The sequence below is a fragment of the Tardiphaga sp. GW822-FHT04G09 genome (assembly GCF_058800725.1).
On the sequence record NZ_JBXAMO010000013.1, the window covers coordinates 1 to 22944 of the forward strand.

General features: G+C 60.2%; 17 protein-coding genes and 2 pseudogenes. 7 read left to right on the forward strand and 12 right to left on the reverse strand.

Features of this window, described 5'->3' with window-relative positions; translation table 11 throughout:
• Positions 1-454 precede the first annotated feature (454 nt).
• Positions 455-1804 (forward strand): NADP-specific glutamate dehydrogenase, encoded by a 1350-nt coding sequence (gene gdhA, locus AC1RLZ_RS20400; RefSeq protein ID WP_493190121.1) that lies wholly within the window; start codon positions 455-457, stop codon positions 1802-1804.
• Between the two features lie 93 nt (positions 1805-1897).
• On the opposite strand, the gene hpnE is transcribed toward gdhA, so the two are convergent.
• The 3 genes and pseudogenes from hpnE to AC1RLZ_RS20415 form a co-directional block, all read right to left on the reverse strand.
• Positions 1898-3148, reverse strand: a complete 1251-nt coding sequence (gene hpnE, locus AC1RLZ_RS20405; RefSeq protein ID WP_493190122.1) for a hydroxysqualene dehydroxylase HpnE — start codon at positions 3146-3148, stop codon at positions 1898-1900.
• A gap of 101 nt (positions 3149-3249) precedes the next feature.
• Positions 3250-4676: pseudogene (locus AC1RLZ_RS20410) on the reverse strand (homospermidine synthase).
• Between the two features lie 68 nt (positions 4677-4744).
• On the reverse strand, positions 4745-5155 hold the full coding sequence (locus AC1RLZ_RS20415) for a GreA/GreB family elongation factor (RefSeq protein ID WP_493190123.1): 411 nt from the start codon (positions 5153-5155) through the stop codon (positions 4745-4747).
• Positions 5156-5813: 658 nt separating this feature from the next.
• Here AC1RLZ_RS20415 and rnk point away from each other — a divergent pair.
• Positions 5814-6245 carry a nucleoside diphosphate kinase regulator gene (gene rnk, locus AC1RLZ_RS20420; RefSeq protein WP_493190124.1) on the forward strand — a complete coding sequence of 144 codons (432 nt, stop codon included), beginning with the start codon at positions 5814-5816 and terminating at the stop codon, positions 6243-6245.
• Between the two features lie 470 nt (positions 6246-6715).
• Positions 6716-6934, forward strand: a pseudogene (locus AC1RLZ_RS20425) (DUF1275 family protein); the annotation flags it as partial.
• Between the two features lie 180 nt (positions 6935-7114).
• On the opposite strand, the gene AC1RLZ_RS20430 reads toward AC1RLZ_RS20425, so the two are convergent.
• The 7 genes from AC1RLZ_RS20430 to AC1RLZ_RS20460 all read right to left on the reverse strand — a co-directional run bounded on the left by AC1RLZ_RS20430 (position 7115) and on the right by AC1RLZ_RS20460 (position 14321).
• A complete protein-coding gene (locus AC1RLZ_RS20430) occupies positions 7115-8137 on the reverse strand; it encodes a branched-chain amino acid ABC transporter permease (protein WP_493190125.1) in 1023 nt (340 codons plus the stop codon).
• A 1-nt stretch (position 8138) separates the two neighbouring features.
• A complete protein-coding gene (locus AC1RLZ_RS20435; RefSeq protein WP_493190126.1) occupies positions 8139-9014 on the reverse strand; it encodes a branched-chain amino acid ABC transporter permease in 876 nt (291 codons plus the stop codon).
• 12 nt (positions 9015-9026) lie between these two features.
• Positions 9027-9773 carry an ABC transporter ATP-binding protein gene (locus tag AC1RLZ_RS20440; RefSeq protein WP_493190127.1) on the reverse strand — a complete coding sequence of 249 codons (747 nt, stop codon included), beginning with the start codon at positions 9771-9773 and terminating at the stop codon, positions 9027-9029.
• A complete protein-coding gene (locus AC1RLZ_RS20445; protein WP_493190128.1) occupies positions 9766-10521 on the reverse strand; it encodes an ABC transporter ATP-binding protein in 756 nt (251 codons plus the stop codon). Before AC1RLZ_RS20445 ends, AC1RLZ_RS20440 begins: the two co-directional genes overlap by 8 nt.
• A gap of 124 nt (positions 10522-10645) precedes the next feature.
• Entirely contained in the window at positions 10646-11833 is a 1188-nt protein-coding gene (locus AC1RLZ_RS20450) for an ABC transporter substrate-binding protein (RefSeq protein ID WP_493190245.1), read from the reverse strand.
• Positions 11834-11929: 96 nt separating this feature from the next.
• On the reverse strand, positions 11930-13087 hold the full coding sequence (locus AC1RLZ_RS20455; protein WP_493190129.1) for a glycoside hydrolase family protein: 1158 nt from the start codon (positions 13085-13087) through the stop codon (positions 11930-11932).
• A 10-nt stretch (positions 13088-13097) separates the two neighbouring features.
• Positions 13098-14321: a CaiB/BaiF CoA transferase family protein gene (locus AC1RLZ_RS20460; RefSeq protein ID WP_493190130.1), complete on the reverse strand. Its 1224-nt coding sequence runs from the start codon at positions 14319-14321 to the stop codon at positions 13098-13100.
• Positions 14322-14427: 106 nt separating this feature from the next.
• Between AC1RLZ_RS20460 and AC1RLZ_RS20465 the strand changes: the two genes are divergently transcribed.
• Positions 14428-16047 (forward strand): AMP-binding protein, encoded by a 1620-nt coding sequence (locus AC1RLZ_RS20465; protein ID WP_493190131.1) that lies wholly within the window; start codon positions 14428-14430, stop codon positions 16045-16047.
• 175 nt (positions 16048-16222) lie between these two features.
• On the opposite strand, the gene gbd is transcribed toward AC1RLZ_RS20465, so the two are convergent.
• Positions 16223-17368 (reverse strand): 4-hydroxybutyrate dehydrogenase, encoded by a 1146-nt coding sequence (gbd, locus tag AC1RLZ_RS20470; RefSeq protein WP_493190132.1) that lies wholly within the window; start codon positions 17366-17368, stop codon positions 16223-16225.
• A 184-nt stretch (positions 17369-17552) separates the two neighbouring features.
• Complete coding sequence (locus tag AC1RLZ_RS20475) at positions 17553-18311, reverse strand: TetR/AcrR family transcriptional regulator (RefSeq protein WP_493190133.1); 759 nt, start codon at positions 18309-18311, stop codon at positions 17553-17555.
• 380 nt (positions 18312-18691) lie between these two features.
• On the opposite strand from AC1RLZ_RS20475, the gene AC1RLZ_RS20480 reads away from it, so the two are divergent.
• From AC1RLZ_RS20480 to AC1RLZ_RS20490, 3 genes are all read left to right on the forward strand, one after another.
• Positions 18692-20215: an aldehyde dehydrogenase (NADP(+)) gene (locus AC1RLZ_RS20480; RefSeq protein WP_493190246.1), complete on the forward strand. Its 1524-nt coding sequence runs from the start codon at positions 18692-18694 to the stop codon at positions 20213-20215.
• Between the two features lie 157 nt (positions 20216-20372).
• Positions 20373-21512 carry an acyl-CoA dehydrogenase family protein gene (locus AC1RLZ_RS20485; protein ID WP_493190134.1) on the forward strand — a complete coding sequence of 380 codons (1140 nt, stop codon included), beginning with the start codon at positions 20373-20375 and terminating at the stop codon, positions 21510-21512.
• Between the two features lie 190 nt (positions 21513-21702).
• Positions 21703-22863 (forward strand): CaiB/BaiF CoA transferase family protein, encoded by a 1161-nt coding sequence (locus AC1RLZ_RS20490; RefSeq protein WP_493190135.1) that lies wholly within the window; start codon positions 21703-21705, stop codon positions 22861-22863.
• Positions 22864-22944 lie beyond the last annotated feature (81 nt).

The following is a 22944-nucleotide window of genomic DNA, read 5'->3' on the forward strand; positions in this document are numbered from 1 at the left end:
GGGCGAGCGCTAAAGTTTTGCTGAGGGCGGGTTAAAGGGCGCTTGACAACAGATCGCAATTAAAGGGCCGATTGACACCAGATCGACGTTTTGCCATTAGGTGTTTCAAGACGACCCCCGCTCCTCCCTTACCATTCACCGCGTCCTGAGCAAACAGAGATCGCAGCGCGTTCGGCACCGCGCAGCCTGTCAGACGCCGGGGGGATGCCCGTGACGGGGCTATCGGAAGCGGCTTCGACATGAGAAGAAAACGTGTCGGGCAACCATGATGTCTTGTTGGCGATTTCACCGAAAATCCGAGAACCGGATTTCCGGTCGAAACGCAACCTGCTCATCTACCGGCGCTTTGGCGCGGAAAGCAGGCGCGGCCCCCGCTATGGCTTCGTGGAACGATGTGCTGTAGTCGGGGCCCCAGCGGGTTGCCCGCAAGCCTTGCAGCAGGAGTTCCGAGCACGTGCCTTTTCTTGACGAGAAACTTTCTCCCATTCTGAGCGAGATCGTTCGGCGAAACGCCGGTGACGAGGAATTCCATCAGGCTGCTCAGGAGGTTCTCGAAAGCCTGGGTTCGGTCGTCGCCCGACACCCCCAGTACCTGGACAAGGCCCTCATCCAGCGACTGTGCGAACCGGAGAGGCAGATCATCTTCCGCGTTCCGTGGGTGGACGATGCCGGGGAGGTCCGGATCAACCGCGGCTTCCGCGTCCAATTCAACTCGGCGCTGGGTCCGTACAAGGGAGGCCTCCGTTTCCATCCGTCGGTAAACATCGGGATCATCAAGTTTTTGGGATTTGAGCAGACCTTCAAGAACGCGCTGTCGGGTCTTCCCATCGGCGGTGGCAAAGGAGGCTCCGACTTCAACCCGAGGGGCAGGTCTGACGACGAGATCATGCGCTTCTGCCAGTCGTTCATGACCGAGCTCTACCGTCATCTCGGGGAGTACACCGACGTTCCCGCGGGAGACATCGGCGTGGGCGGACGCGAGATCGGATTTCTCTTCGGCCAATACAAGCGGCTGACCAACCGCTACGAAGCCGGCGCGATGACGGGGAAAGGTCTCGTCTACGGCGGCTCCCGCGCCCGCAAGGAAGCGACGGGCTACGGAGCGACCTATTTCGTGAATAGCATGTTGGCGACGAAGTCGCTCTCGTTCGACGGCAGGCGCGTCGTGGTGTCCGGAAGCGGCAACGTGGCCATCTACGCCATGGAGAAGGTCGCCGAATTCGGCGGAAAGATCGTGGCTTGCTCGGACTCGGCAGGATACGTCGTGGACGAGGACGGCGTCGATCTCCAGCTCGTCAAGGAGATCAAGGAGGTCAGACGCGAGAGGATCGAGGAATATGTCCGCCTGAAGGGCTCCCGCGCGCGCTTCATCCAAGGCGGATCGATCTGGGACGTTCCTTGCGACGTCGCCATGCCATCGGCCACGCAGAACGAACTCACGGGCAAGGATGCGGCGACCCTCGTCCGCAACGGCGTCGTCGCCGTCGGCGAAGGCGCCAACATGCCCTGCACCCCCGAAGCAGTGAGAGCGTTTCAGGACGCCGGCATCCTTTTCGGGCCGGGAAAGGCCGCGAACGCGGGAGGCGTGGCGACGTCGGCGCTCGAGATGCAGCAGAACGCTTCCCGCGACAGTTGGACCTTCGACCAGACGGAAGCGCGATTGGCGGCCATCATGAGCGATATCCACGATCGTTGCGCCGAGACGGCCGACGACTACGGCGCGCCGGGCAACTACGTGCTCGGCGCGAACATAGCGAGTTTCGTCCGCCTAGCCGAGGCCATGGACGCGCTTGGGGTCATCTGACGGCAGCGCTGACCGGCGACACGGGTGCCGGCCCGGGCCGCCGGCACAAGGCGCGGGCGACGGTCGGGTCAACGCGGATCTCGGCACCGCCTTCTAGGCGGGCGGCCCTAGAGCCATGTCAGCGGCACGGTGGCCGGAGCGGACGGCACCTTCGATCGTGGCCGGCAGGCCCGTATCCGTCCAGTCTCCCGCCAGAAAGAGATTGCCGAAAGCCGTGCGGGTCCCGGGACGTCGAGAGTTCTGCTCCGGAACGGCCGCGAAGGTCGCGCGACGTTCGCGGACGATCTGCCAGGGCGGGAGAGCCGCGTCGATCCCGCAGATCCGCCGAACATCGTCCCAAAGCGCGGCTGCCAGGACATCCCGCGGCATCCCGTTCAGACGGTCGGCGTTGCTGACCGTGACCGACAACCGATCGTCGTACGTCACCAGCCACTCGACCTGTCCTCCGATGACCCCGAGGACCGGTGATTGCCCGGCCGGAGGGGCGACCTGGAAATGAGCGCTGACGATCGTGCGGAATTCGTCGGGCGCGCGGAGATCGGGAATCAGAGGCGCGACGACCCAGGGCGGCGCGGACATGACGACGACGTCGGTCCGGCCCACGGCGACATCTCCGTCCGCGAAAACCAGGCCTGCGACCCGGCTGTCCCGAAATCTACAGGCCCTCAGACCATGTCCGTAGCTGATGACCGCTCCGCGGCGCTTCAACGTCGCCACCGCGGGGTCCACAAGAACGCGGCCGAGCCCGGGTCGTGCGACCAGCGGGCGGCACGCTACGCCTCCCGCGACGATACTTTCCCTTAGAATGCTTCCTGCCAGTTTGGCGGAGCCCTCTTCGGGATCGACGTTGAGTGCCGCGAGAAGAAACGGGTGGAGCAATCGATCATAAAGCGGACCCGTGCAACGCACGACGTCCCCGACGCGCCGGTCCTCGCGGTTGGCGACGAGCGGATAAAGCCGAAGATATTCGGCGATGCCGGTAGCGGGCACGCGCCGGCGTCTGTCGAAGATCCACGTCGGAAGGCGCCCCCGTCCGAGATCGATGGTCCAGCGTTTTCCCGATCCCAACTCGACGAACGGCAGTCTGGCGGTGTCGGGTCCGACGAGACCGTCGAGAGATCCGATGGATCGCGCGTAAGCTAGAACGTCGACGTTTCCGGACAGGATCAGATGGTTTCCATTGTCGATTTCCATCTCCAGGTTCGGGTCGAAATAGGAGCGGCATCGACCGCCGGCCTGCATCGTCGCTTCGTGGACATGCACCGCGTAGTCGTTCTCCGACAGGCGTAGAGCGGCGGCGAGCCCCGCCAAGCCTGCACCGATCACATGGGCGATCCCCGACACCTCTCATTCCTCCGGGTTGCCCGACCGCCTTCGAGCGGCCGCGTTTCCTCGAGGACGAAAACTGCGGCCGCAGCGTAACCGTCGGATCGATGCTGGCATCGTCATCTGACCAGCACGTTCCTGAACTGCCACGGGTCCGCGGTGTCCACGTCGTCGTCGAAGATGCCGGGTCGGCCAGCCAGAGGGTGCCAATCGGTATAGTATCCCCGCAGCTTTCCCAGATACGGCTTCTGGATCTGCAGACAGCGGTCGAAATGCATCTCGTCCGCCTCGACGATGCCTGCGGTCGGATTCTCCAGCGCCCAAACCATGCCGGCGATCACCGCCGAAGTGACCTGAAGTCCTGTCGCGTTCTGGTAGGGCGCCAGTCTGCGCGCATCGTCGATCGAGAGTTGCGACCCGTACCAATACGCATTGTTGGCGTGCCCGTAGACGAGCACGCCGAGTTCGTCGATACCGTCGACGATCTCGGTCTCGTCCAGAATGCGCGACGCTCCCTGCATCCGCCCCTCCGCGCCCAGCAGTTCTCCTACGGACAGCATGGCGTCGTCGGCGGGATGATAGGCATAGTGGCATGTCGGTCGGTAGACGACCGCACCGTTCTCCCTCACGGTGAAATAGTCCGAGAGCGAGATCGCCTCGTTGTGCGTGATGAGAAGACCGTGTTGAGCCCCCGGTGTCGGACACCAGGAGCGTACCTTCGTCGCGGCACCCGGGCGGAGGAGATAGATGGCCGAGCGGCAACCGGTCTCATGCGTCCGGCCTCCCGAGGCCTCCATCTCTCATGCGTGCCCCAGCCCAGTTCGGCGGGCTGCAGGCTCTCCGACACGAATCCCTCTACTGACCAGGTGTTGACGAAGACGTTCGCGGGTTTCGGCTTGTTGGAGCGTTGGGTGTCCCGTTCGGCTATCTGGATTCCCTTGACGCCGAGCCTGCGTGCCAGCCTTGCCCAATCCTCGCGGCTTTCGGGCGGCCGCAGGTCGAACGTCAGATCGCGTGCGAGATCGAGCATCGCCCGCTTCGCGAGCCATGATACCATCCCGGGATTGGCACCGCACGTCGATACGGCCGTCACTCCGCCGGGGCTTTCGCGTTTCGCGGCAAGCAGCGTCTCCCGCAGCGCATAGTTGGTGCGCTCCGCGGGCGTGCTCTTCGTGTCCGAGTAGAAGCCGGCCCAAGGCTCGACGACCGTATCGATGTAGAGGGCGCCGATCCTTCTCGTCAGACGCATAAGATCCACGGAGCCGGTGTCGACGGAGAGGTTCACGCAGAAACCCTGACCGCCGCCTTCAGTCAGGAGAGGCGTAAGGATCTCTTCGTAGTTGTCCTTCGTGACGGCCTTCCTGATGAACCGCACGCCGTGCTTCTTCGCGAGTTCGTCGTCCGCTTGAGGGTCCACGATCACGAATCTCGATTTGTCGTATTCGAAGTGGCGCTCGATAAGCGGCAACGCGCCCTTGCCTATCGAGCCGAAGCCGATCATCACGATCGGACCGGTGATGCGTCCGTGTATCTGTCGTTCGGTCATCTTGAGAAACTCCATTGAAATGCAGCGCAACCGGCGGCGACGTCGAGCCGCCCGGTCGCCGGATGCGGTCACGATCGGGAAAGCGGGATGGCGGCCGTAACGACGATCGTTCGCCGCATTCCGCGTTCGTCCGCGAACTGGATGGCCTGTCCCACGGACATTCCGAGCAGGCCCGCGCCGAGCGGAGACAGCACGGAGATCCTGCCCGCCGCTTCATTCGCCGCCTCGGGAAAGACGAGTTCGACCGTCATCTCCTCGGACGAGCCGACGTCGCGGAATGAAACACTGCAGTTCATCGTGACGAGACCGCGCAACACCCGCGGCTCCAGAAGTATCTCGGCTCGTCCGATCTCGTTCTTCAGGAATGCGGAAGCCCGCGGCTCGACACATGAGCCGTGCTCGGCGAGGTTCCACAACAAGTCGATTTCCGACGCCTTGACCGCGATCGGGGGAAGCCTGGGATCCAGATGGCTGATCATCATTCCTCGCATGTTCGTCGTCATGCCATGTCCCATCGACAGGCGTACGTCGTCTCCAATCGCAGCTTTCGCGACGCACGCGGAGACGACGCCCCGCGATGAACCGTGGGACGCGGCAAGACGGAAAGCCGACGCGCAAGCCGACCGGAGCGGTCGGTAGGCTTGGGAAGGCCGTTTATTTCTGGGAGGTCGTTCGCAACACACCCGTGACCGTCCGCGAGGACGGCGACGGGCTAACTCCGGTTTTGGAGACGTCCTGCTCGAAGCAACGAGCGATATTTGCGAAGATGCGACATGGTGCGAACGTAGCGCCGCGTGGAAGGAAGTCAACTCCACCCTCGCGACACTCCGTCGCGCATGTAATTCGCTCCACATCTCGGTCGGCGTCCCTCTCGACCTCAACGACGAGATTGACATCGCGAAAACTATGCCTAGCATCATGGAATGATGTCTATAGTGCCTAGCTTCGACCGGCTCTCCGGTCTCCCCGCGGCTGCGGACTAGCCGCCGTCAAAAGCGCCTCCTGCGAGGCCGCGCGGCGACACGACATCAATTCTCTGAACGTCACATATGTAAATCCAGATACGCGCGCGATCCGTGCGAAGCCCGGTGGTACCGGACTTCTGCGGGAGCCAACGGAATTGAAGGGTGAACGGAAATGAACCAAGTCGATGATAACGGTCGGGGCAAGGCCTCTCCTTCCCGACGCCTGAAACCGAAGATCTCGATCACTGCGAGCGATCATGCTCGATTGAGATCGTTGGCAGAGGCCGCCACGACCCGAATGCCGGACGTCGCCGATTGGCTGGCGGATGAACTCGACAGGGCGCGGATCATCCGCGACGAACGCTCGACGTCCGGCGTGGTGCGCATGGGCGACGGCGTCGCGTTCCGCGACAACACGACCGGCCAGGTGCAGACCGTGTCGCTCGTCTACCCGGACGAAGCCGACATCACGCTCAAGAAGATATCCGTGCTGACGCCGATCGGAGTCGCGTTGATCGGCATGTCCGCAGGGGAGTCGATCAGTTGGCAGACGCGGACCGGTGAGGTGCGCGATCTGACCGTGACCGAGGTGCTTCCGAAGTAAGGCTCCGGAGTCACCGATGTCGCTGCGGCGACATCGGTGACGAGGCATCTTCCGGAGACCCGGATCTCCGCCTCGCTATCCGAGAAGAAAGACGGCAACCGCTCCGATCGTCGCGACGCCGATGACGGCGAGAGTCCAGGCGATCAAGACCGCTCCGATTGCTCCGTGCCTTCTTTCCACTTCGGTTCACCTCTCCTTCGTCGCGGCCCATGACGCAAAAAGGTAGGCGGCCGCATGCCTCGGAAGGTAGCACCCATCCGTCGAGGGGGCCAACCTTCGGCGGCGTCGCGCGAGCGTCCGCGTCGCAGGGCCTTGTCGCCGCGGAGACGGATAGCGAACCGACCGGGCGGGTAGACATGCCGGGACGTCAGCGTCGGCGACAGCAGGGCTCTTCTCCGCCGATCCCTCACCATCGCATTCGAAAGGTAACGACAATGAACCGGAGCTTTGTCGCGTGCTCGGGATTGCTCATGACCTGCTTCGCCGGGTTCGTGAACGCGGTCAGCTTCAAGGAGTTGGGCGGCTTTTTCATCTCCTTCGCGAGCGGCGCCAGCATCTCGATAGGCGTGGACCTCGAGCATGGCGACCTCGAAGCATGCTATCGGGCCGCCATTCTCGTCTCCGCGTTCGTGGCGGCCGCCATGATCGGCGGCATGACGAAGATCCGTCGCCCATATCTCCGATGCGTCGTCCTGCTCGCGGCGGAAGCCGCCCTGGACCGCCGCTCTCAATACCGTGTTCGGCGATCCCGGGGTCTGCAATACGATGGCTATCGAGTGACGCGTGGGGTGGTGATGTGGGTCGGTATCTGGAAGATTGTATTATATCGTAGGGGAATTTCAGGCCCGCACGCTGGACTTCCGCGGACCTCACAGCGAACGTCTGGACAGATGCGCGATCTCGCCGATAACGCCGCGGCGAAAGGTCAGCACGCAGACCACGAAGATGACGCCCTGGATCACCGTCACCCACTGGCCGAAGCCGGCGAGATATTGCTGCATGGCGATGATCACGAAGGCGCCGACCACCGGGCCGTAAAGCGTCGCAAGACCGCCCACCAGCGTGATCAGCACGACTTCACCCGACATGGTCCAGTGCACGTCGGTGAGCGAGGCGTTCTGCGCCACGAACACCTTTAGCGAACCTGCAAAACCGGCCAGCACGCCCGACAGGATGAAGGCCATCAGCTTGTACTGATCGGTCTTGTAGCCGAGCGAGATGGCGCGCGGCTCGTTTTCGCGGATCGCCTTCAGCACCTCGCCGAACGGCGAATTGATGGTGCGGAAGATGATCAGGAAGCCGATCAGGAAGCCGACCAGGATTACGTAATACAGCGTGGTCGGCTTCGACAGGTCGAACAGGCCGAACAGCATGCCCTGCGGAATGCCCTGGATGCCGTCTTCACCATGGGTGAACGGCGTCTGCAGATAGAGGAAGAAGATCAGCTGCGACAGCGCCAGCGTGATCATGGCGAAGTAGATGCCCTGACGGCGGATCGCGATCAGGCCGGTGACGACGGCGAGCACGAAGGCCGCGACGAGACCGAACACGATCGACAGTTCCGGCGACAGCGGGCCCATATTGATCATGAACTCGCCGATCAGCGGGACCTTGAAGCCGATGGTGCCGACCTTGGCCATATGCGCGGTGACATAGCCCGCGGTGCCCATGAACATCGCGTGGCCGAAGGACAGCAAGCCGCCGTAACCGATCAGCAGGTTGAAGGCGCAGGCGAACAGCGCGAAGCACAGCGCCTGCATCACGAAGTACGGATACAGCCCGGAGAACGGCACGGCCGCCAGCAGGACGGTCATGATCACGAATGCGATCATCTCGTCCTTGGTGCCACGGGTCTGCGTGGTGGGGATGGAATTGTCGGTGATGGTGGTCATATCAGTTGGTCCGTCCCGTCAGGCCCGAGGGTTTCACGAGGAGCACCAAGACCATCAGCACGAAGACGACGGTGTTGGAGGCCTCGGGGTAGAAATACTTGGTCAGGCCCTCGATGATGCCGAGGGTGAAACCGGTGATGATCGATCCCATGATCGAGCCCATGCCGCCGATGACGACGACCGCGAACACGACGATGATGAGGTCCGCGCCCATCAGCGGGCGAACCTGGTTGATCGGTGCCGACAGCACGCCGGCCAGCGCCGCCAGACCGACGCCGAGGCCGTAGGTCAGCGTGATCATCAAAGGCACGTTGATGCCGAAGGCGCGCACCAGCGTCGGGTTCTCGGTCGCTGCGCGAAGATAGGCGCCGAGGCGCGTACGCTCGATCAGGAACCAGGTGGCGATACAGATGACCAGCGAGAAGATGACGACCCAGCCACGATAGATCGGCAGGAACATGAAGCCGAGATTGACGCCGCCCTTCAGCGCATCGGGGATCGCGTAAGGCAGGCCCGACGAACCAAAATAGTTCTGGAACACGCCCTGGATGATCAGCGCGAGGCCGAAGGTCAGCAGCAGGCCGTACAAGTGATCGAGATTGGCGATCCATTGCAGCATGGTCCGCTCCAGCATCATGCCGAAGATGCCGACAATGATCGGCGCGAGGAACAGCGCTGGCCAGTAGTTGATGCCGGCCAGGTTGAGCAGGAAGTAAGCCACGAAGGCGCCCATCATATAAAGCGCGCCATGGGCGAAGTTGATGATGTTCAGCATGCCGAAAATCACGGCGAGACCGAGACTCAGCAAGGCATAGAAGGAGCCGTTGATGAGCCCGACCAGCAATTGTGCGGACAGGGCCTGGAGATTGAATGACATGATGTTCCGGTCCTAGACGCCGAGATAGGTGTGCAGCTTGTCCATATTGGCGGACAGCTCGGAATTCGCGAATCCGTCCACGACCTGGCCGTGATCGACGATGTAGAAGCGATCGGCGATCGTGGAGGCCCAGCGGAAGTTCTGTTCGACCAGCAGAATCGTAAAGCCTTCCGACTTCAGCCGCGCGATGGTGTGGCCGATCTGCTGGATGATGACGGGCGCGAGACCTTCGGTCGGCTCGTCGAGCATCAGGAAGCGCGCGCCGGTGCGCAGGATGCGGCCGATCGCCAGCATCTGCTGCTCGCCACCGGACAGCTTGGTGCCCTGGCTGTTGAGGCGCTCCTTCAGGTTCGGAAACAGTTCGAAGATCTGCTCCACCGAGAGGCCGCCCGGGCGGATGGTCGGCGGCAGCATCAGGTTCTCGCGCACGTCGAGGCTGGAGAAGATGCCGCGTTCTTCCGGGCAGAAAGCGATACCGGCCTTGGCGATCTTGTCCGACGAGGCCTTGATGATCTCATTGCCTTCGAACTTCACCGAACCGGTGCGCTTGCCGATGATGCCCATGATGGACTTCAACGTGGTGGTCTTGCCGGCGCCGTTGCGGCCGAGCAGCGTGACCACCTCCCCCTCTTTCACGTCGAAATTGACGCCGTGAAGAATGTGGGATTCGCCGTACCACGCCTGCAGGTCGCGGACTTCGAGAACGGTCTTGGCGTTGGCAGAAGAAGATGCCGGAGCGGCCGTCAAAGTATCAGCCATGTCCGGCTCCCAAGTAAGCTTCCTTCACGCGTTCGTCCTTGGTGAGGTCGGCATAATTGCCTTCCGCCAGGATTTTACCGCGCGTCAAAACGGTGATCTTGTCCGACAGCGTCGAGACGACGCTGAGATTATGTTCGACCATCAGGATGGTGTATTTCGCCGAGATGCGCTTGATCAGCGCGGCGATCTTGTCGATGTCCTCATGGCCCATGCCGGCCATCGGCTCGTCCAGCAGCATCATTTCCGGATCAAGCGCCAGCGTGGTGGCGATCTCCAGTGCGCGCTTGCGGCCATAGGCCATCTCGACCGCCGGGGTGTTGGCGAATTCGCTGAGGCCAACGTTCTCGAGCAGTTCGGCAGCGCGCTGATTGTATTTGTCGAGCACGGTCTTGGAGCGCCAGAAATCGAACGACGCGCCATGCTGGCGCTGCAAGGCCACGCGGACATTCTCCAGCGCGGTCAGATGCGGAAACACCGCCGAGATCTGGAACGAGCGCACCAGGCCCAGACGGGCCACATCCGCCGGCGCCATCGCGCTGATGTCCTTGCCCTTGTAGAGAATCTGGCCTTCGGTCGGCTGCAGAAACTTGGTGAGCAGGTTGAAGCACGTCGTCTTGCCTGCACCGTTCGGCCCGATCAGCGCGTGAATGGTACCCTTGCGAACCTGCAAATTGACGTCGCGAACGGCGTAGAATCCCGCAAATTGCTTGGTCAGTCCGTGGGTTTCGAGGATGAGATCGTCAGTCAAGCTAACACACTCCAGCACCACGATCGCTCGGAGAACGTCGCGGACATGTCGATGGGACGTTGTGGATCAAGAGCGGACATCGGATACATGCCGATGTCCGCTCTTGATCATCATCTCAGATGACTTACTTTTGGGTGACCAGCGGGCAGCCGCCCTGATCGAGCGGACGAAAGGCCTGCTCCGCGGGAATCGTCGCCAGCAGCTTGTAGAGGTCCCACTCGCCCTTCGATTCTTCCGGCTTCTTGACCTCGAACAGATACATCGGATGGATCTTACGGCCATCGACGCGAACGCTGCCTTTGCCGAACACCGGATCGTCGGTCGGCATTTCTTTCATCTTTTTCACGATCCCTGCGCCGTCCTTCGTATCCTTGTTGGCTTCGACGGCCTTGAGATAATGGATCATTCCGGAATAGACGCCGGCCTGCGCCATGGTCGGCATCTTGCCCTTGAACCGGGCAGCGAAGCGCTTCGAGAACGCCCGCGTGTCGTCGTTCAAATCCCAATAGAAGGACTCAGTAAGAACCAGTCCCTGCGTAACATTGAGCCCAAGGGCGTGAACGTCATTGATGAAGACCAGCAGTCCCGCCAGCTTCTGGCCGCCTTGCGTGATGCCGAACTCCGCTGCCTGCTTGATCGAATTGACCGTGTCGGCGCCGGCATTCGCGAGACCAATGACTTTAGCTTTCGAACTTTGCGCCTGGAGTAGGAACGAGGAGAAATCCGACGTCGACAACGGATGGCGTGCCTGGCCCAGCACCTTGCCGCCGGTCTTTTCGACAGTGGCTGCGGTGTCCCTCTGGAGGGCATGGCCGAATGCATAGTCTGCCGTGATGAAATACCAGGTATCGCCGCCGCGCTTGACCATCGCGCTTCCGGTTCCGTTCCCCGTAGCCCAAGTATCGTAAGTCCAATGGATGGTATTGGGCGTGCAAGCCGTTCCCGTGAGATCGGACGAGCCGCCGCCAGAATTGATGAAGACCTTGTTCTTGTCGCGCGTCAGCAAGCTGAGCGCCAGGGCCACGGAGGACGTCGGCACGTCGATGATCATATCGACACCGTCCTGATCGTACCATTTCCGTGCAATCGACGTACCGACATCCGGCTTATTCTGGTGATCCGCCGACACGATCTGAACGTTCAGTCCTTTCTCGGCAGCCTTGAAGTCTTCGACTGCCATCTGGGCAGCGACGATCGAGCCCTCGCCGCTCAGATCTGCGTAAAGGCCAGACTTGTCATTCAGTACGCCCACTTTCACCGCAGTCTGCGCGTATGATGTGATTGGCATCATCGTTACTGCGAGCGTACACATGAGTTTCTTGACGTAAGATTGCTTCAACATTGGTCGTTTCCCCTCATTCTTGCTGAGTGTGATTAAGTCTGTACGGCCAGAGCCGTCGCGATCGGCTCAGGCGCCGATTCCGTCTAGTCGTCCCGCGAGACGACCAAGGCTTTCGAAAAGGAAGTAGTCACCCCAGATCAGTTCATTCGCGAGGGCGTTGTTGTGGCGGACGTCGAAACAGCCATCGCCGAGGATTCCCTGAGGACGGCGATCCGTGTTGCCGACAGGTGTGAGATGTCTGTCCACGAGCGCGCGCACCGTGCTCTCGGCGTGATTTCGGAAGCGGAGTCCGTCCTCCCCCCGAACAAGCTGGCCCAGCCCCAAGAGAGCCGAAGCGGCGATCGCGGTCCCCGACGTATCGCGCCAGGTTGCTGGAGTTACCGGAGCTGAAAAATCCCAGTATGCGACGTAATCGGCTGGAACGTTCTTCATCCACCATTCAGCCGTCGCCGATGCGTAGCCGAGCAGTTTTTGCTCATTGGGGGCGTTCTTCGCGGACAGCGTATAGCCGAGCATTGCCCACGCCTGTGCGCGCGTCCAAATCGAGTCTTCCGCAATTCCTTTGTGGGTGTAGCGACGCGATACTCGCCCTGTCCCGGGATCGAACGTGGCAGACTGGATCACTGAGGCGTCCGCTTGCACGAAAAACTCGGCGCTCTTCAGTGCATGAGACAACGCCTTCGCATACAGGTCGTCACGAGAACCGGCGCGAGCCGCCCAGAACATCAATGGCGACGCGATGAGGCCATCGATATTGGCGTCGTAGTCGCCAACGCTGTGTGCCTCCTCCGCCTCGTTTCCGAGAGGAATGATGCCCACGCTATCGATGAATTGTTGTCCGAGTGAAACGGCCGCGTCCACTGCGATCTCGCGACTATGGCCATGCGCAGCGGTTTCAGCCCCCATGACCGCAGCCGGATAAAATAACAGGCCGCGGAACACGGTACGGCCTTCGACCCGGCTTTCCAGGCGGCGAAGCCAGGCTTCGGCCGCGGCGCCGTAGCGGGCGTCACCAGTGTATTTGCCCGCCAACCACAGCATGCCCACCCAAAAGCCACCGGTCCAGAATCCGTCTGGCGATGTCGTCCAAACGCCAGTTTCCGGATTGCCGATATTTGGAAACCCGTCGAGATTCATTGCGAGCGTCTGATCGATACGTCCAAGCATCCGTTCGATCGCTGCGTCCCAGGACGGTGAGACTGAATTGTGCGCTGATGTGCTCATGGAGAACTCCCTATTTGGTCGCGCCAACGCTATCCGAGCGCGGATCGCTCTTGAGCGCTTCTGACTTTTTCAATGCGTTGATTTCGTCTTCACTGAAGCCGAATGATCGAAGCACTTCTTCGTTGTCCGCCCCCATCCATGCCGGGGCACGGCGATAGGTTGCAGGCGTCCGCGAGAGTTTGACGGCACTGCCTGCGACTTTCAGTTCTCCGTGACCCGGAACGTCGATTGACCAGATCGAACCATTCGCCTCCATTTGCGGATGACTGAGAGTGTCGGGAAGCCGATTGATCGGCGAATACAGAATGTCTACGCGTGCGAGGCGTTTGGTTACCTCCGCCAGGCTCTCCTGCGCAAAGAGCGGCGCAAACCTCTCGTGGATGCGCGCCTTGCTGGCGATCTGCAACTCGACGGTTCGGAATTGCTCGCTCTCGCTCATATCCGAAACACCGAACGCGTCGCACAGCAACCGAAGAGGATTGTCGCGAAATAGCGTCAGCACGACGATCCAGCCGTCCTTCGCGCGAAACACCATCGATTGCCGGAGCCAGCTTGTGTCCGTGCCATGCATTGTCTGACTGGCGATTTCCAGAGTCTGCATTCCGACAGCAACCTCGAGCAACGACGTCGATACCGCCTGCCCCATGCCGGAACGCCCACGCTCGATCACCGCCGCCAGAATCCCTTGGGTCAGGGAAAGCGCTGCCGAATAGTCCATCAAAGGCGTATTATTGAGTTTCGGTTGCTCGTCAGGATCGCGGCCACTCATGGTGAAGCCGCTGAAGGCCTGTGCCAGCATGTCCTGCCCCGGCAGCTTCGACATCGGCCCTTGCTGGCCGAACGCATATCCACCAGCAAATATCAGCTTCGGATTGCGCTTGGCCAACTCATCGTAACCGAGACCGAGCCGCTCCATCACCCCCGGCCGGAAGTTATGGATCAACACATCTGCCTGATCGATCAACTTCAACAACGCAGCCTGTCCGTCGGGCTGTTTGATGTCGATGCACACCGTGTATTTGTTCCGGCAGAGCGCGGCGTAATAGCAGCTCATCACGCCCTGCTCGTTCGCGACAGGATCGAGAGTTCGCAGAATGTCGCCCGATCCAGGTCGCTCGACTTTGATGACTGTCGCGCCGAAGTCCGCCAGCATCTGCCCGGCAAGCGGCACTTGCATCACCATACCAAGCTCAATCACCGTGATACCTGCGAGCGCGCCGGACCGTTCTTGCATGATCGTTTCCCTGAAACTTACCTACTATACGGACAGTATGTACTATGGTCCACTCGACGACGGCAAGGGGTTTGATCTATGAAGCGAAGAAGCGAAGGAGACACGCATGCTAAATGGTGGAGTAAACAGCTGGACGATCCGTCAGGTCGCCCTGGAGCGCCTCTCAACATGCAGCGACAGGCCTTTTCTCTCGCAGTGCGGCAATGAATTCGAAACATACGGGTCGTTCATCGAATCCGCGGCGAAGCTTGCAAACGCGTTCCGGGCTATGGGGATCACGACTGAAGGTGCGGTAGCGATCCTGTGCCCCGAAAGCGTTCCGCATCTTCACGCATGGATGGCTTGCGCATTACTCGGCGCCACCGAGGTGCCAATCAACCCGACGCTTCGCGGAGAGCCGTTGCAGCACATCCTCCGAACAGCGCAGCCGACCGCTGCCATCGTCAGTGCCGAGTTGCTTCCTCATCTGCTTGAAGCCGCGTCAGCGATCACCAGCTTGCGCGGACTGGTCGTCGTTGGATCACCTCTTGCGACCGCCGCTCCGGGGCACCGGAACGCCGTCAGCTACGACAAAGTCATGGAGACAGGGACATCCGAAATTCCGGATACGTCCGCGGCGACCGCAAATATTGGATCGATCATGTTCACCAGTGGAACGACCGGTCCCGCGAAAGGCGCCATGATGCCGAACGGCCAGTTATGCATGATGGCGCACCAAGTCATCGACGTCATGAGGATCACCCGCGACGATGTCTTTTATGGAGCGCACCCCCTGAACCACATTGCCGGGAAATACATGGGGGTCCTTGCAACGTTCATGGCTGGCGGAAGGATCGTGCTCGATGACGGCTTCAAAGCCGGGTCGTGGCTCGCCGCCATTCGCCGTTATAATGCGACAATCAGCATCGCACATGGTCCAATGATCGAAATGATCTTTGGCGAGCCATCGACGCCGCTGGACGCCAAGCACAATCTGAGGCGATTGATGTGTTGCCCGATGCCGCCCCATCTGGCTGACGCGTTCGAAGCCCGCTTCGATCTGAAAACCGTTGACATGTGGGGCATGACCGAAATTGGTTGCCCGACATGGACATCGCTTGACGCACCGAGGGTGCCACGGTCTTGCGGACGGGTGCTGACCGACTACTACGATTTGCAGATCGTTGACCCCGACACCGACGCAGCATGTCCGGCGAACCAGGCAGGCGAGATCGTCGTGCGTCCTCGCCATCCTTCGACGATCATGCAGGGCTATCTGGGAATGCCGGAGGAGACCGTTCGCGCCTGGCGAAATCTATGGTTCCACACGGGCGATCTAGGGTACCTCGATGAGAGCGGGAACATGTTTTTCGTCGATCGGCTAAAGGAGCGTATCCGGAGACGATCCGAGAATATCTCGGCATACGACATCGAGACTGCTGCACTCGGATTCGCGCACATCCGCGAGGTCGCCGCCGTTGGCGTGCCGTCCGAATTCACGAACGATGACGACATCAAGTTGTGCGTGTCTTGCGAGAAGCCCTTCTCACCCGTCGATCTGATTGCATTCCTGACCACGAAGCTTCCTCATTTCATGATCCCTCGCTACATCGAGATCATGGAGGCCCTTCCACGAACGCCTACCAATAAGGTCAGGAAGCGAGCACTGAGCGAAAGCGGCGTTGGCCCCGATACCTGGGACCGCAATCGTGCGAATGTCCGGCTACGGGATTTTTACAAGGACTGAAAGGGATTGACCCTGCCGTACAGACGCCCGTTAGCGGCAGAACGGATGCAGGCCGTACTCTCGACACGTACATGGCGGAAGGATTCGCGACGTGGCGAGATAGCAGCGGCGTTTGCGGCCGCTGCTATGAGGTGGCGTCGATGCAAGCATCGTCGGCAAGGGCGACGACGAGCCTTTAACCGACGTATGGCTTCAGGCTGTTTGTGAACAACTGGCGCAGGTCGTCTTCGGTAAGCGGACGCCCGTTGGTCGCGGTGGAATGGTCCTCGATAGCCCATTTGACCAATGGTTCGCAGTCATCCTGCGTAAGCCCCATTTCAGTGAGCGATGCAGGCAGGCCGAGATCGGCGTTGAGGTCCACGATGGCTTGCGACAGATCCGCTCCGGCAGAGATCCCCATTGCTGCACGCAACGCTTCGTACTTCCGCTCGCAGCAGGATGCATTGAAACGAAGAAGATGCGGGAGAATGACGGCGTTCAGGCATCCGTGGTGCAGCTTCTTCGTCTTATGTCCGCCGAGCGCATGGGACATCGAGTGAACGCCGCCGAGTCCCTTCTGAAAGGTCATTCCCCCTTCCAACGCCGCCATCATCATCTCGCTCCGGGCTTCGATGTTTTTACCGTCTTTGACGGCGATCTTTAGGAAGCCCATCGCCCGTCGCAAACCGTCCAACGCGATCGCTTCGGCGGGTGGATTGTCCTTTGGGCTGAGATAGGTCTCGATGCAATGCGTGACGGCATCCATACCGGTCGCCGCCGTGAGGAACGGAGGAAGGCCCAACGTCAGTTCCGGATCACAAACAGCAACGTTCGGAATGAGATGCGGAGAGATGAAGCCCAGCTTGCGTCCATCCGAAAGCGTGATGAGCGCCGCGCGACCGACCTCGCTTCCGGTGCCGGCGGTTGTGGGCACGGCGATTACGGGCGGCTGATCGGCGGTGATCTTGGCAATTCCTCCGAGGATCGCCGCGTATTGAGCGAGCGGTTCCGGATGCGAGACCAGCAGAGCCGCCGCCTTTGCAAGATCGAGCGACGAGCCGCCGCCGAACGCGATGATCGAGTCGCAATTTCCTGCTTTGAACTGGTCTCTTGCGGCCAGGACCGCGGCTTCCGTAGGGTTTTCGGGCGTGCCGTCGAACACCGCCGTCGCTTCATCCAGCCGAGCGGCCTTCATGAACATATCGAGCAACCCGACAGCGACGATCCCCTTGTCCGTCACGATCAATGGCCGCGAGACGCCCAACAGCTTTAGCTCTTCCGGAATGAGTCCACTCGCCCCGATCTCGAACTGGATGCGCGTCAGGTAGTTAATCAGGCCCATCTTCTTCTCCTTTGAAGGCATTTCGTGCAGACGCCGAGGCGTACAGACGCAGCTCGCGCGCCAGCGCACGAAACAATGAAATTCGCAACTAACATACTGTCCGTATAGTATGCAATCGGATTATATAAATTCTCGACGCTTCCGCGCCGTCATCAACGCCGCGGATGCAAATCCACTGGCCCGATCAGTTGGAGGGCTCGATACCGTGCAGGAAGGTCGTCCATACTGTCCGGACTAACTTTCGCCCGTCGATATTCGCACCTCGACGATGCCATTCCAGCATCATTCCGTCGTTCGTTGCGACAATCATCGATGCGAGCTCCTTCGTGGACGTAGAAGCAATTTCGCCCCGCTTCTTGCCCGCTTCCAGGATGGCTTCGAGCGCGGAGTAAATCTCGTCATATATCTCGACGATCCGCTTGCTGATCGCGTCGTCACGATCGCGGAATTCGATTGACGTCTTGATGAGGCAAAGCAACTTTTGGGGCTGCTCAATTCCATTCAGCGAACTGAACCGAAAGAAGCCCGCAATCTTGTCCGTCGCCGAGCCCTCGATTTTATGGACGTGATCCAGAAGTGGCGAGACAACGGCCTCGCGCGCGTCTTCCAGCAAACCGAGCAAAAGCCGCTGCTTGCTGTTGAAATAAAAATAGATCGACCCCTTTGTGAGACCCGCGGCCCTCGCGATCTCGTCAAGCGATGTCGCGTGATAACCTTTTGCGACGAACAGTGCGAAGGAAGCCTCCGAAAGACGACGGATGCTGTCTTCGCGCAGCTCCAGATTCGTCGCGGGTTTGGGCGACTTCGGTGCTCGCTTTTTGGTCGTCGTCCCGCGAACCACCGGAGTGGCCGCCGTTTTCGATCGCTTGCTGGCTGTTGCTTTGAGTGGAGCTGGCACTTTGGTCCTGTGAGTGTCTCGGTTAACGATGCGAAGCGTCACCATCAAAAAATCATACGATACAGTAGTCCGTGCGGATTGAAGCCCGCAAGTGTTGCGGCCGCTCAGGCAGCCACTCTTGCGAGCGACAGCGCCGCGGACGGGCGACATCGCCCGTTCGCTCCATCGCGGACCGACGGGAAGCAGCAACAAATCCGCCGGGAATGGACCGCAAACTTGCGGGATATCCGGCGCTTAACGACCTTCAGGGCTGCCATCCACTTTATCATCCTTGGTTCGCGTTGACAACATACCATCCGGATAGTAAGTGGCGAGTTAGCGATTGCAGGTTCGAGTGAAGGTTGCCGCGGATGCTCGCGCATGATGCGACGGCGCCCACCGTATTCGGCAAACGAAGGAATCGCCATTTCATTGGGAGTATGACAGTGACCATCACAGGCGAACTTTTTATTGGCGGCACGCGCGTTCAAGGTACTGGAGGCACCCTGCAGGCTCGGAACGCTTCCACCGGCGATATTCTGCCTGGTGAGTTCAGCGCAGCTTCAATCTCGGAACTGGAGCTTGCGGTCAAACATGCCGATGAAGCCTTCTACGCATTTCGCGAGATCGATCTGCAGCGCCGAGCACACCTTCTCGACGCGATCGCAGAGAACATCCTCGAACTTGGCGACGAACTCGTTACTCGCTGCATGGCCGAGACAGGTCTTCCGCAGGGGCGAATCGAAGGCGAGCGCGGGCGTACGGTCGCGCAATTGCGGATGTTCGCCGATGTGGTGCGCCAAAAATCATTCCTGAACGTTCGAGTCGAGACCGCCCAGCCGGATCGCAAGCCTTCGCCGCGCCCCGACTTGCGATTGCGCAACGTGCCGCTCGGCCCGGTAGCAGTTTTCGGAGCCAGCAATTTCCCGCTGGCGTTCTCGGTCGCCGGCGGCGACACCGCTTCGGCTCTCGCGGCCGGTTGCCCGGTCATCGTCAAGGCTCATTCGGCGCATCTCGGAACGTCCGAACTGGTCGGACAAGCGGTTCAGAAGGCGATTACCGAATTGGGCCTACCCCTTGGCCTGTTCGCCCTCCTGTCCGGCTCTGGTCAGGTGGTAGGCGAAGCGCTGGTTGCGCACGAGAAAGTCAGGGCTGTCGGCTTTACAGGCTCCCGGCGCGGCGGGACTGCGTTGATGAAAATCGCCGCCGCCAAGCGCCAACCGAGCCCGGTCTTCGCGGAAATGAGTTCCATCAACCCCGTGCTGCTTTTCCCGCGTGCGCTTGAGACCAACGGCGAAGCCATCGGCGGCGCGTTTGCCAATGCGCTCACATTGGGCTGCGGACAGTTCTGTACGAACCCCGGTCTTGTCATTGCGATCGAGGGCGCCGCGCTGGAACGCTTTATCGCGAGTGCTGCTGCGTCCATCGCACAATTCCCGCCAACACCGATGCTCACCTCATCTATCCTCGAAAACTACCGCGAGGGAGGCGAAGCCCTAGCGTCGCAAAAGGGCGTTACGCGCGTGAACGCAAGCTGTTCCGTGGAAGCGGGACGAGCTTCCGCTCATCTCTTCCGGACCACGGCGAAGTCGTTCCTCGCCAACCCGGCGCTGCATGCCGAAGTGTTCGGCCCAACGTCTTTGATCGTCGCAGCAATGGATTGGAGCGAGGTCGAAACGGTGATCGCATCGCTCGAAGGCCAACTCACCGTGGCTTTGCATATCGAAGGCGAAGATCAAGAGCTCGCCGCAAAGATGCTGCCGCAGCTCGAGTGTCTAGCGGGCCGAATCCTGGTGAACGGTTTCGGGACCGGCGTGGAGGTCGGAGCGGCTATGGTCCATGGCGGTCCTTATCCGGCGACATCGGACGGCCGCAGCACGTCGGTGGGCAGCCTTGCAATCGAGCGATTCCTGCGTCCGGTCTGTTATCAGGATCTCCCTGCAGCCCTCTTGCCCCCGGAATTGCGATGACGTGCTCCCCCCTCGCGCGCACGTGCGCGTCGGACGTTGATATCTACGCAAATACCGCTGCGTCCACCCATCATCGGAACATTGCTTACTGACTGAACAGTATGTAAATTCCAGTCGAAAAAGAACCTTGTAACTGATTGGCTTTGAGGAAACGAAAATGAGCAATGCGCACGATTACCAGGAATTCCGCTCCAACCTTCGGCGTCTGACTCTCGACAAGATCGAGCCCCACGCAGCGGCCTACGACCGGGAAGTAAGGTTTCCGGAACAATCGCTTGAAGCCTTCAAGCAGCTCGGGCTGGTCGGCTTGGCATTTAGCGAGACAGCGGGCGGTCAGGACGGCGATGTCCTAGCGCAATGCATTGCGCTCGAGGAAATTGCGCGGGTCTGCGCATCATCGTCGTTGACGCTGATGGTGATCTGGGCCGGTCTCGTGCCGGTCGCCAAGCATGGCAATAAGGAATTGATCGAGACGGTAATCAAGCCTGCGATGGCCGGTGGAACCGTCGCGTCGATCTGTTTGACCGAACCGCATTGCGGATCCGATCTGTTCGCATTGAAGACGACCGCGAAGCGCGAGGGCAACGACTGGGTCATCAACGGCCAGAAGCGCTACATCAGCAATGCTGGACGCTCCGACTGGTACACCGTACTCGCCCGCACAGGAGAGAAGACGTTCGGCCTGTTCTCCGTTCATAAAGACGATGCTGGCTTCTCCGTCGGCAAGAAGGAAAGCAAGCTCGGGATTAAGGGCAGCCCGACGGCCGATCTGCATTTCGAAAATTGTCGTATTCCTGCATTCCGGGCCATTGGCGACGAAACCAAAGGTTATGACTACATCAGCGAGTCCCTGACCTGGACCCGAGCCCTGATCGGAGCTCAGGCTCTCGGCATCGCCCAGGGCGCGCTCGACCAGGCCGTCAACTACACATCCGAGCGTCAGCAATTCGGCCAGATGCTGTCCCAGTTCCAGATGCTGCGCGGAATGATTGCAGATATGGCAACGGCGGTCGAGGCCGGAAGGACCCTGCTCTACAGCGCCGCCGAAGCCATCGATGAAGGCTATCCAAATGCGCGCAAGCTCGCATCAATGGCCAAACTGTTCTGCAGCGACACGGCGATGAAGTCCACGATCGATGCCCTGCAGATGCATGGCGGCGCAGGCTACATGAATGACTTCCCCATCGAGCGTATGCTTCGCGATGCAAAGATTACGCAGATTTACGAAGGAGCCAACGAGATTCAGAAACTGATCATCGCGAAGGACGTGTATGATCGCAAAGGCCAGAGGTCCTGAGGCTTTCCCAGATCGAATTTAGTCAAGTATCCGCCGGGATCGCGAAGGTCGCGAAATCTGATCGATCTCCGCGCAGAGAATTTTCCTCCGTGCGCAGATTGAACGAAACTGGTTGACCGGATATCCGCGCGGCTAAGATTACGGGTCTCGCTGCGCACGAAAACCACACGACTTTCGTTAGAGATGCATCATGACAACAGAATTGAAAAAGAAATCAGCGGGACGTCCACTTGACGGCCTTCGGATCCTCGACCTCACCCGTCTTGCACCGGGCCCATACTGCACGATGTTGCTCGCCGATATGGGGGCTGATGTTATTGTGGTTGGCGGAGGAGCCGGTAGCCTTCCCATTGCTGCCCTGGCACGCGGCAAGCGTTTCATCGAGATCGACCTGAAGTCGGCGGAAGGCAAGCTCGCTTTTGAAGGTCTTGTCCTCCAATCAGACATTCTGATCGAAGGCTATCGCCCGGGCGTGATGGATCGGCTCGGCTTCGGATATGACGCTTTGCAAGAGATCAATCCTCGCCTGATCTATTGCGCTCTCACGGGCTATGGACAATCCGGGCCGATGGCGCAGGAAGCCGGTCATGACCTCAACTACGCGGCGATCGCCGGCGCAATCGGCGCATTCGGACCAAAAGACGACGTTCCCTCATTCCCCTTAAATCTGCTGGCCGACTTCGCAGGCGGGAGTCTGTTTGCAACCATCGGCATCCTCCAGGCGCTAATCATGCGCGATCGCACCAATCGTGGGCAGTATATCGATGCAGCCATGGTCGATGGCTGCATCTCCCTGATGGCGATGCATTATCCTGATTGGGGACAGCCCGTTTTGCAGGGGCCCGGAGACGGACTAGTCGCAGGCAACGCCCCGTTTTATCGATGTTACCGATGTGCGGACGGAAAATTCATCGCCGTTGCCGCCTTGGAGCAACGGTTCTTCGATAACCTCTGGCAAGGTCTGGATCTTGCGGAGCCGCTGCCAAATCATCTCGACCGATCGACCTGGTCATCCACGACCGAAACTTTTACCCGTATCTTCGCAACTCGGTCACGGGACGAATGGAGCGAACTTTTCCAGAATAAGGATGCGTGCGTGACGCCGATACTCGATCCACTTGAGGCTCTCGCCCACGAACAGAATACCATCCGCCATCCTGATCTTCGCCCGGATCGCGTTCCGGTCGTGCCTGTGCTGTCCGGCGTGGATCGACATCCGTCAATTACGGAAACGACGGACAAAACCAAAGATGTTCTCGTAGAATTGGGCCTCTGGTCGGATGATCTTGAGCGATCAGTAGCGGCCCGGCCGAAGAGTCAAGTCACGGGCTTGAAATGGCCTCCGCTCTAATCCGACACGATCGAGTCTGGAACTGGCATGGCCGCAAACACTATCTCAGGACGTCGCCACTCGTCCCGAGACGGGCCGACT

Excerpts from the sequence above, each read along its gene's own strand:
- AC1RLZ_RS20415 (WP_493190123.1), bottom strand. The coding sequence starts at position 5,155 with ATGATCAGCCATCTGGATCCCAGGCTTCCCCCGATCGCGGTCAAGGCG.
- rnk (WP_493190124.1), top strand. The coding sequence starts at position 5,814 with ATGAACCAAGTCGATGATAACGGTCGGGGCAAGGCCTCTCCTTCCCGA.
- AC1RLZ_RS20430 (WP_493190125.1), bottom strand. The coding sequence starts at position 8,137 with ATGACCACCATCACCGACAATTCCATCCCCACCACGCAGACCCGTGGC.
- AC1RLZ_RS20435 (WP_493190126.1), bottom strand. The coding sequence starts at position 9,014 with ATGTCATTCAATCTCCAGGCCCTGTCCGCACAATTGCTGGTCGGGCTC.
- AC1RLZ_RS20440 (WP_493190127.1), bottom strand. The coding sequence starts at position 9,773 with ATGGCTGATACTTTGACGGCCGCTCCGGCATCTTCTTCTGCCAACGCC.
- AC1RLZ_RS20450 (WP_493190245.1), bottom strand. The coding sequence starts at position 11,833 with ATGTGTACGCTCGCAGTAACGATGATGCCAATCACATCATACGCGCAG.
- AC1RLZ_RS20455 (WP_493190129.1), bottom strand. The coding sequence starts at position 13,087 with ATGAGCACATCAGCGCACAATTCAGTCTCACCGTCCTGGGACGCAGCG.
- AC1RLZ_RS20460 (WP_493190130.1), bottom strand. The coding sequence starts at position 14,321 with ATGCAAGAACGGTCCGGCGCGCTCGCAGGTATCACGGTGATTGAGCTT.
- AC1RLZ_RS20465 (WP_493190131.1), top strand. The coding sequence starts at position 14,428 with ATGCTAAATGGTGGAGTAAACAGCTGGACGATCCGTCAGGTCGCCCTG.
- gbd (WP_493190132.1), bottom strand. The coding sequence starts at position 17,368 with ATGGGCCTGATTAACTACCTGACGCGCATCCAGTTCGAGATCGGGGCG.
- AC1RLZ_RS20475 (WP_493190133.1), bottom strand. The coding sequence starts at position 18,311 with ATGGTGACGCTTCGCATCGTTAACCGAGACACTCACAGGACCAAAGTG.
- AC1RLZ_RS20485 (WP_493190134.1), top strand. The coding sequence starts at position 20,373 with ATGAGCAATGCGCACGATTACCAGGAATTCCGCTCCAACCTTCGGCGT.
- AC1RLZ_RS20490 (WP_493190135.1), top strand. The coding sequence starts at position 21,703 with ATGACAACAGAATTGAAAAAGAAATCAGCGGGACGTCCACTTGACGGC.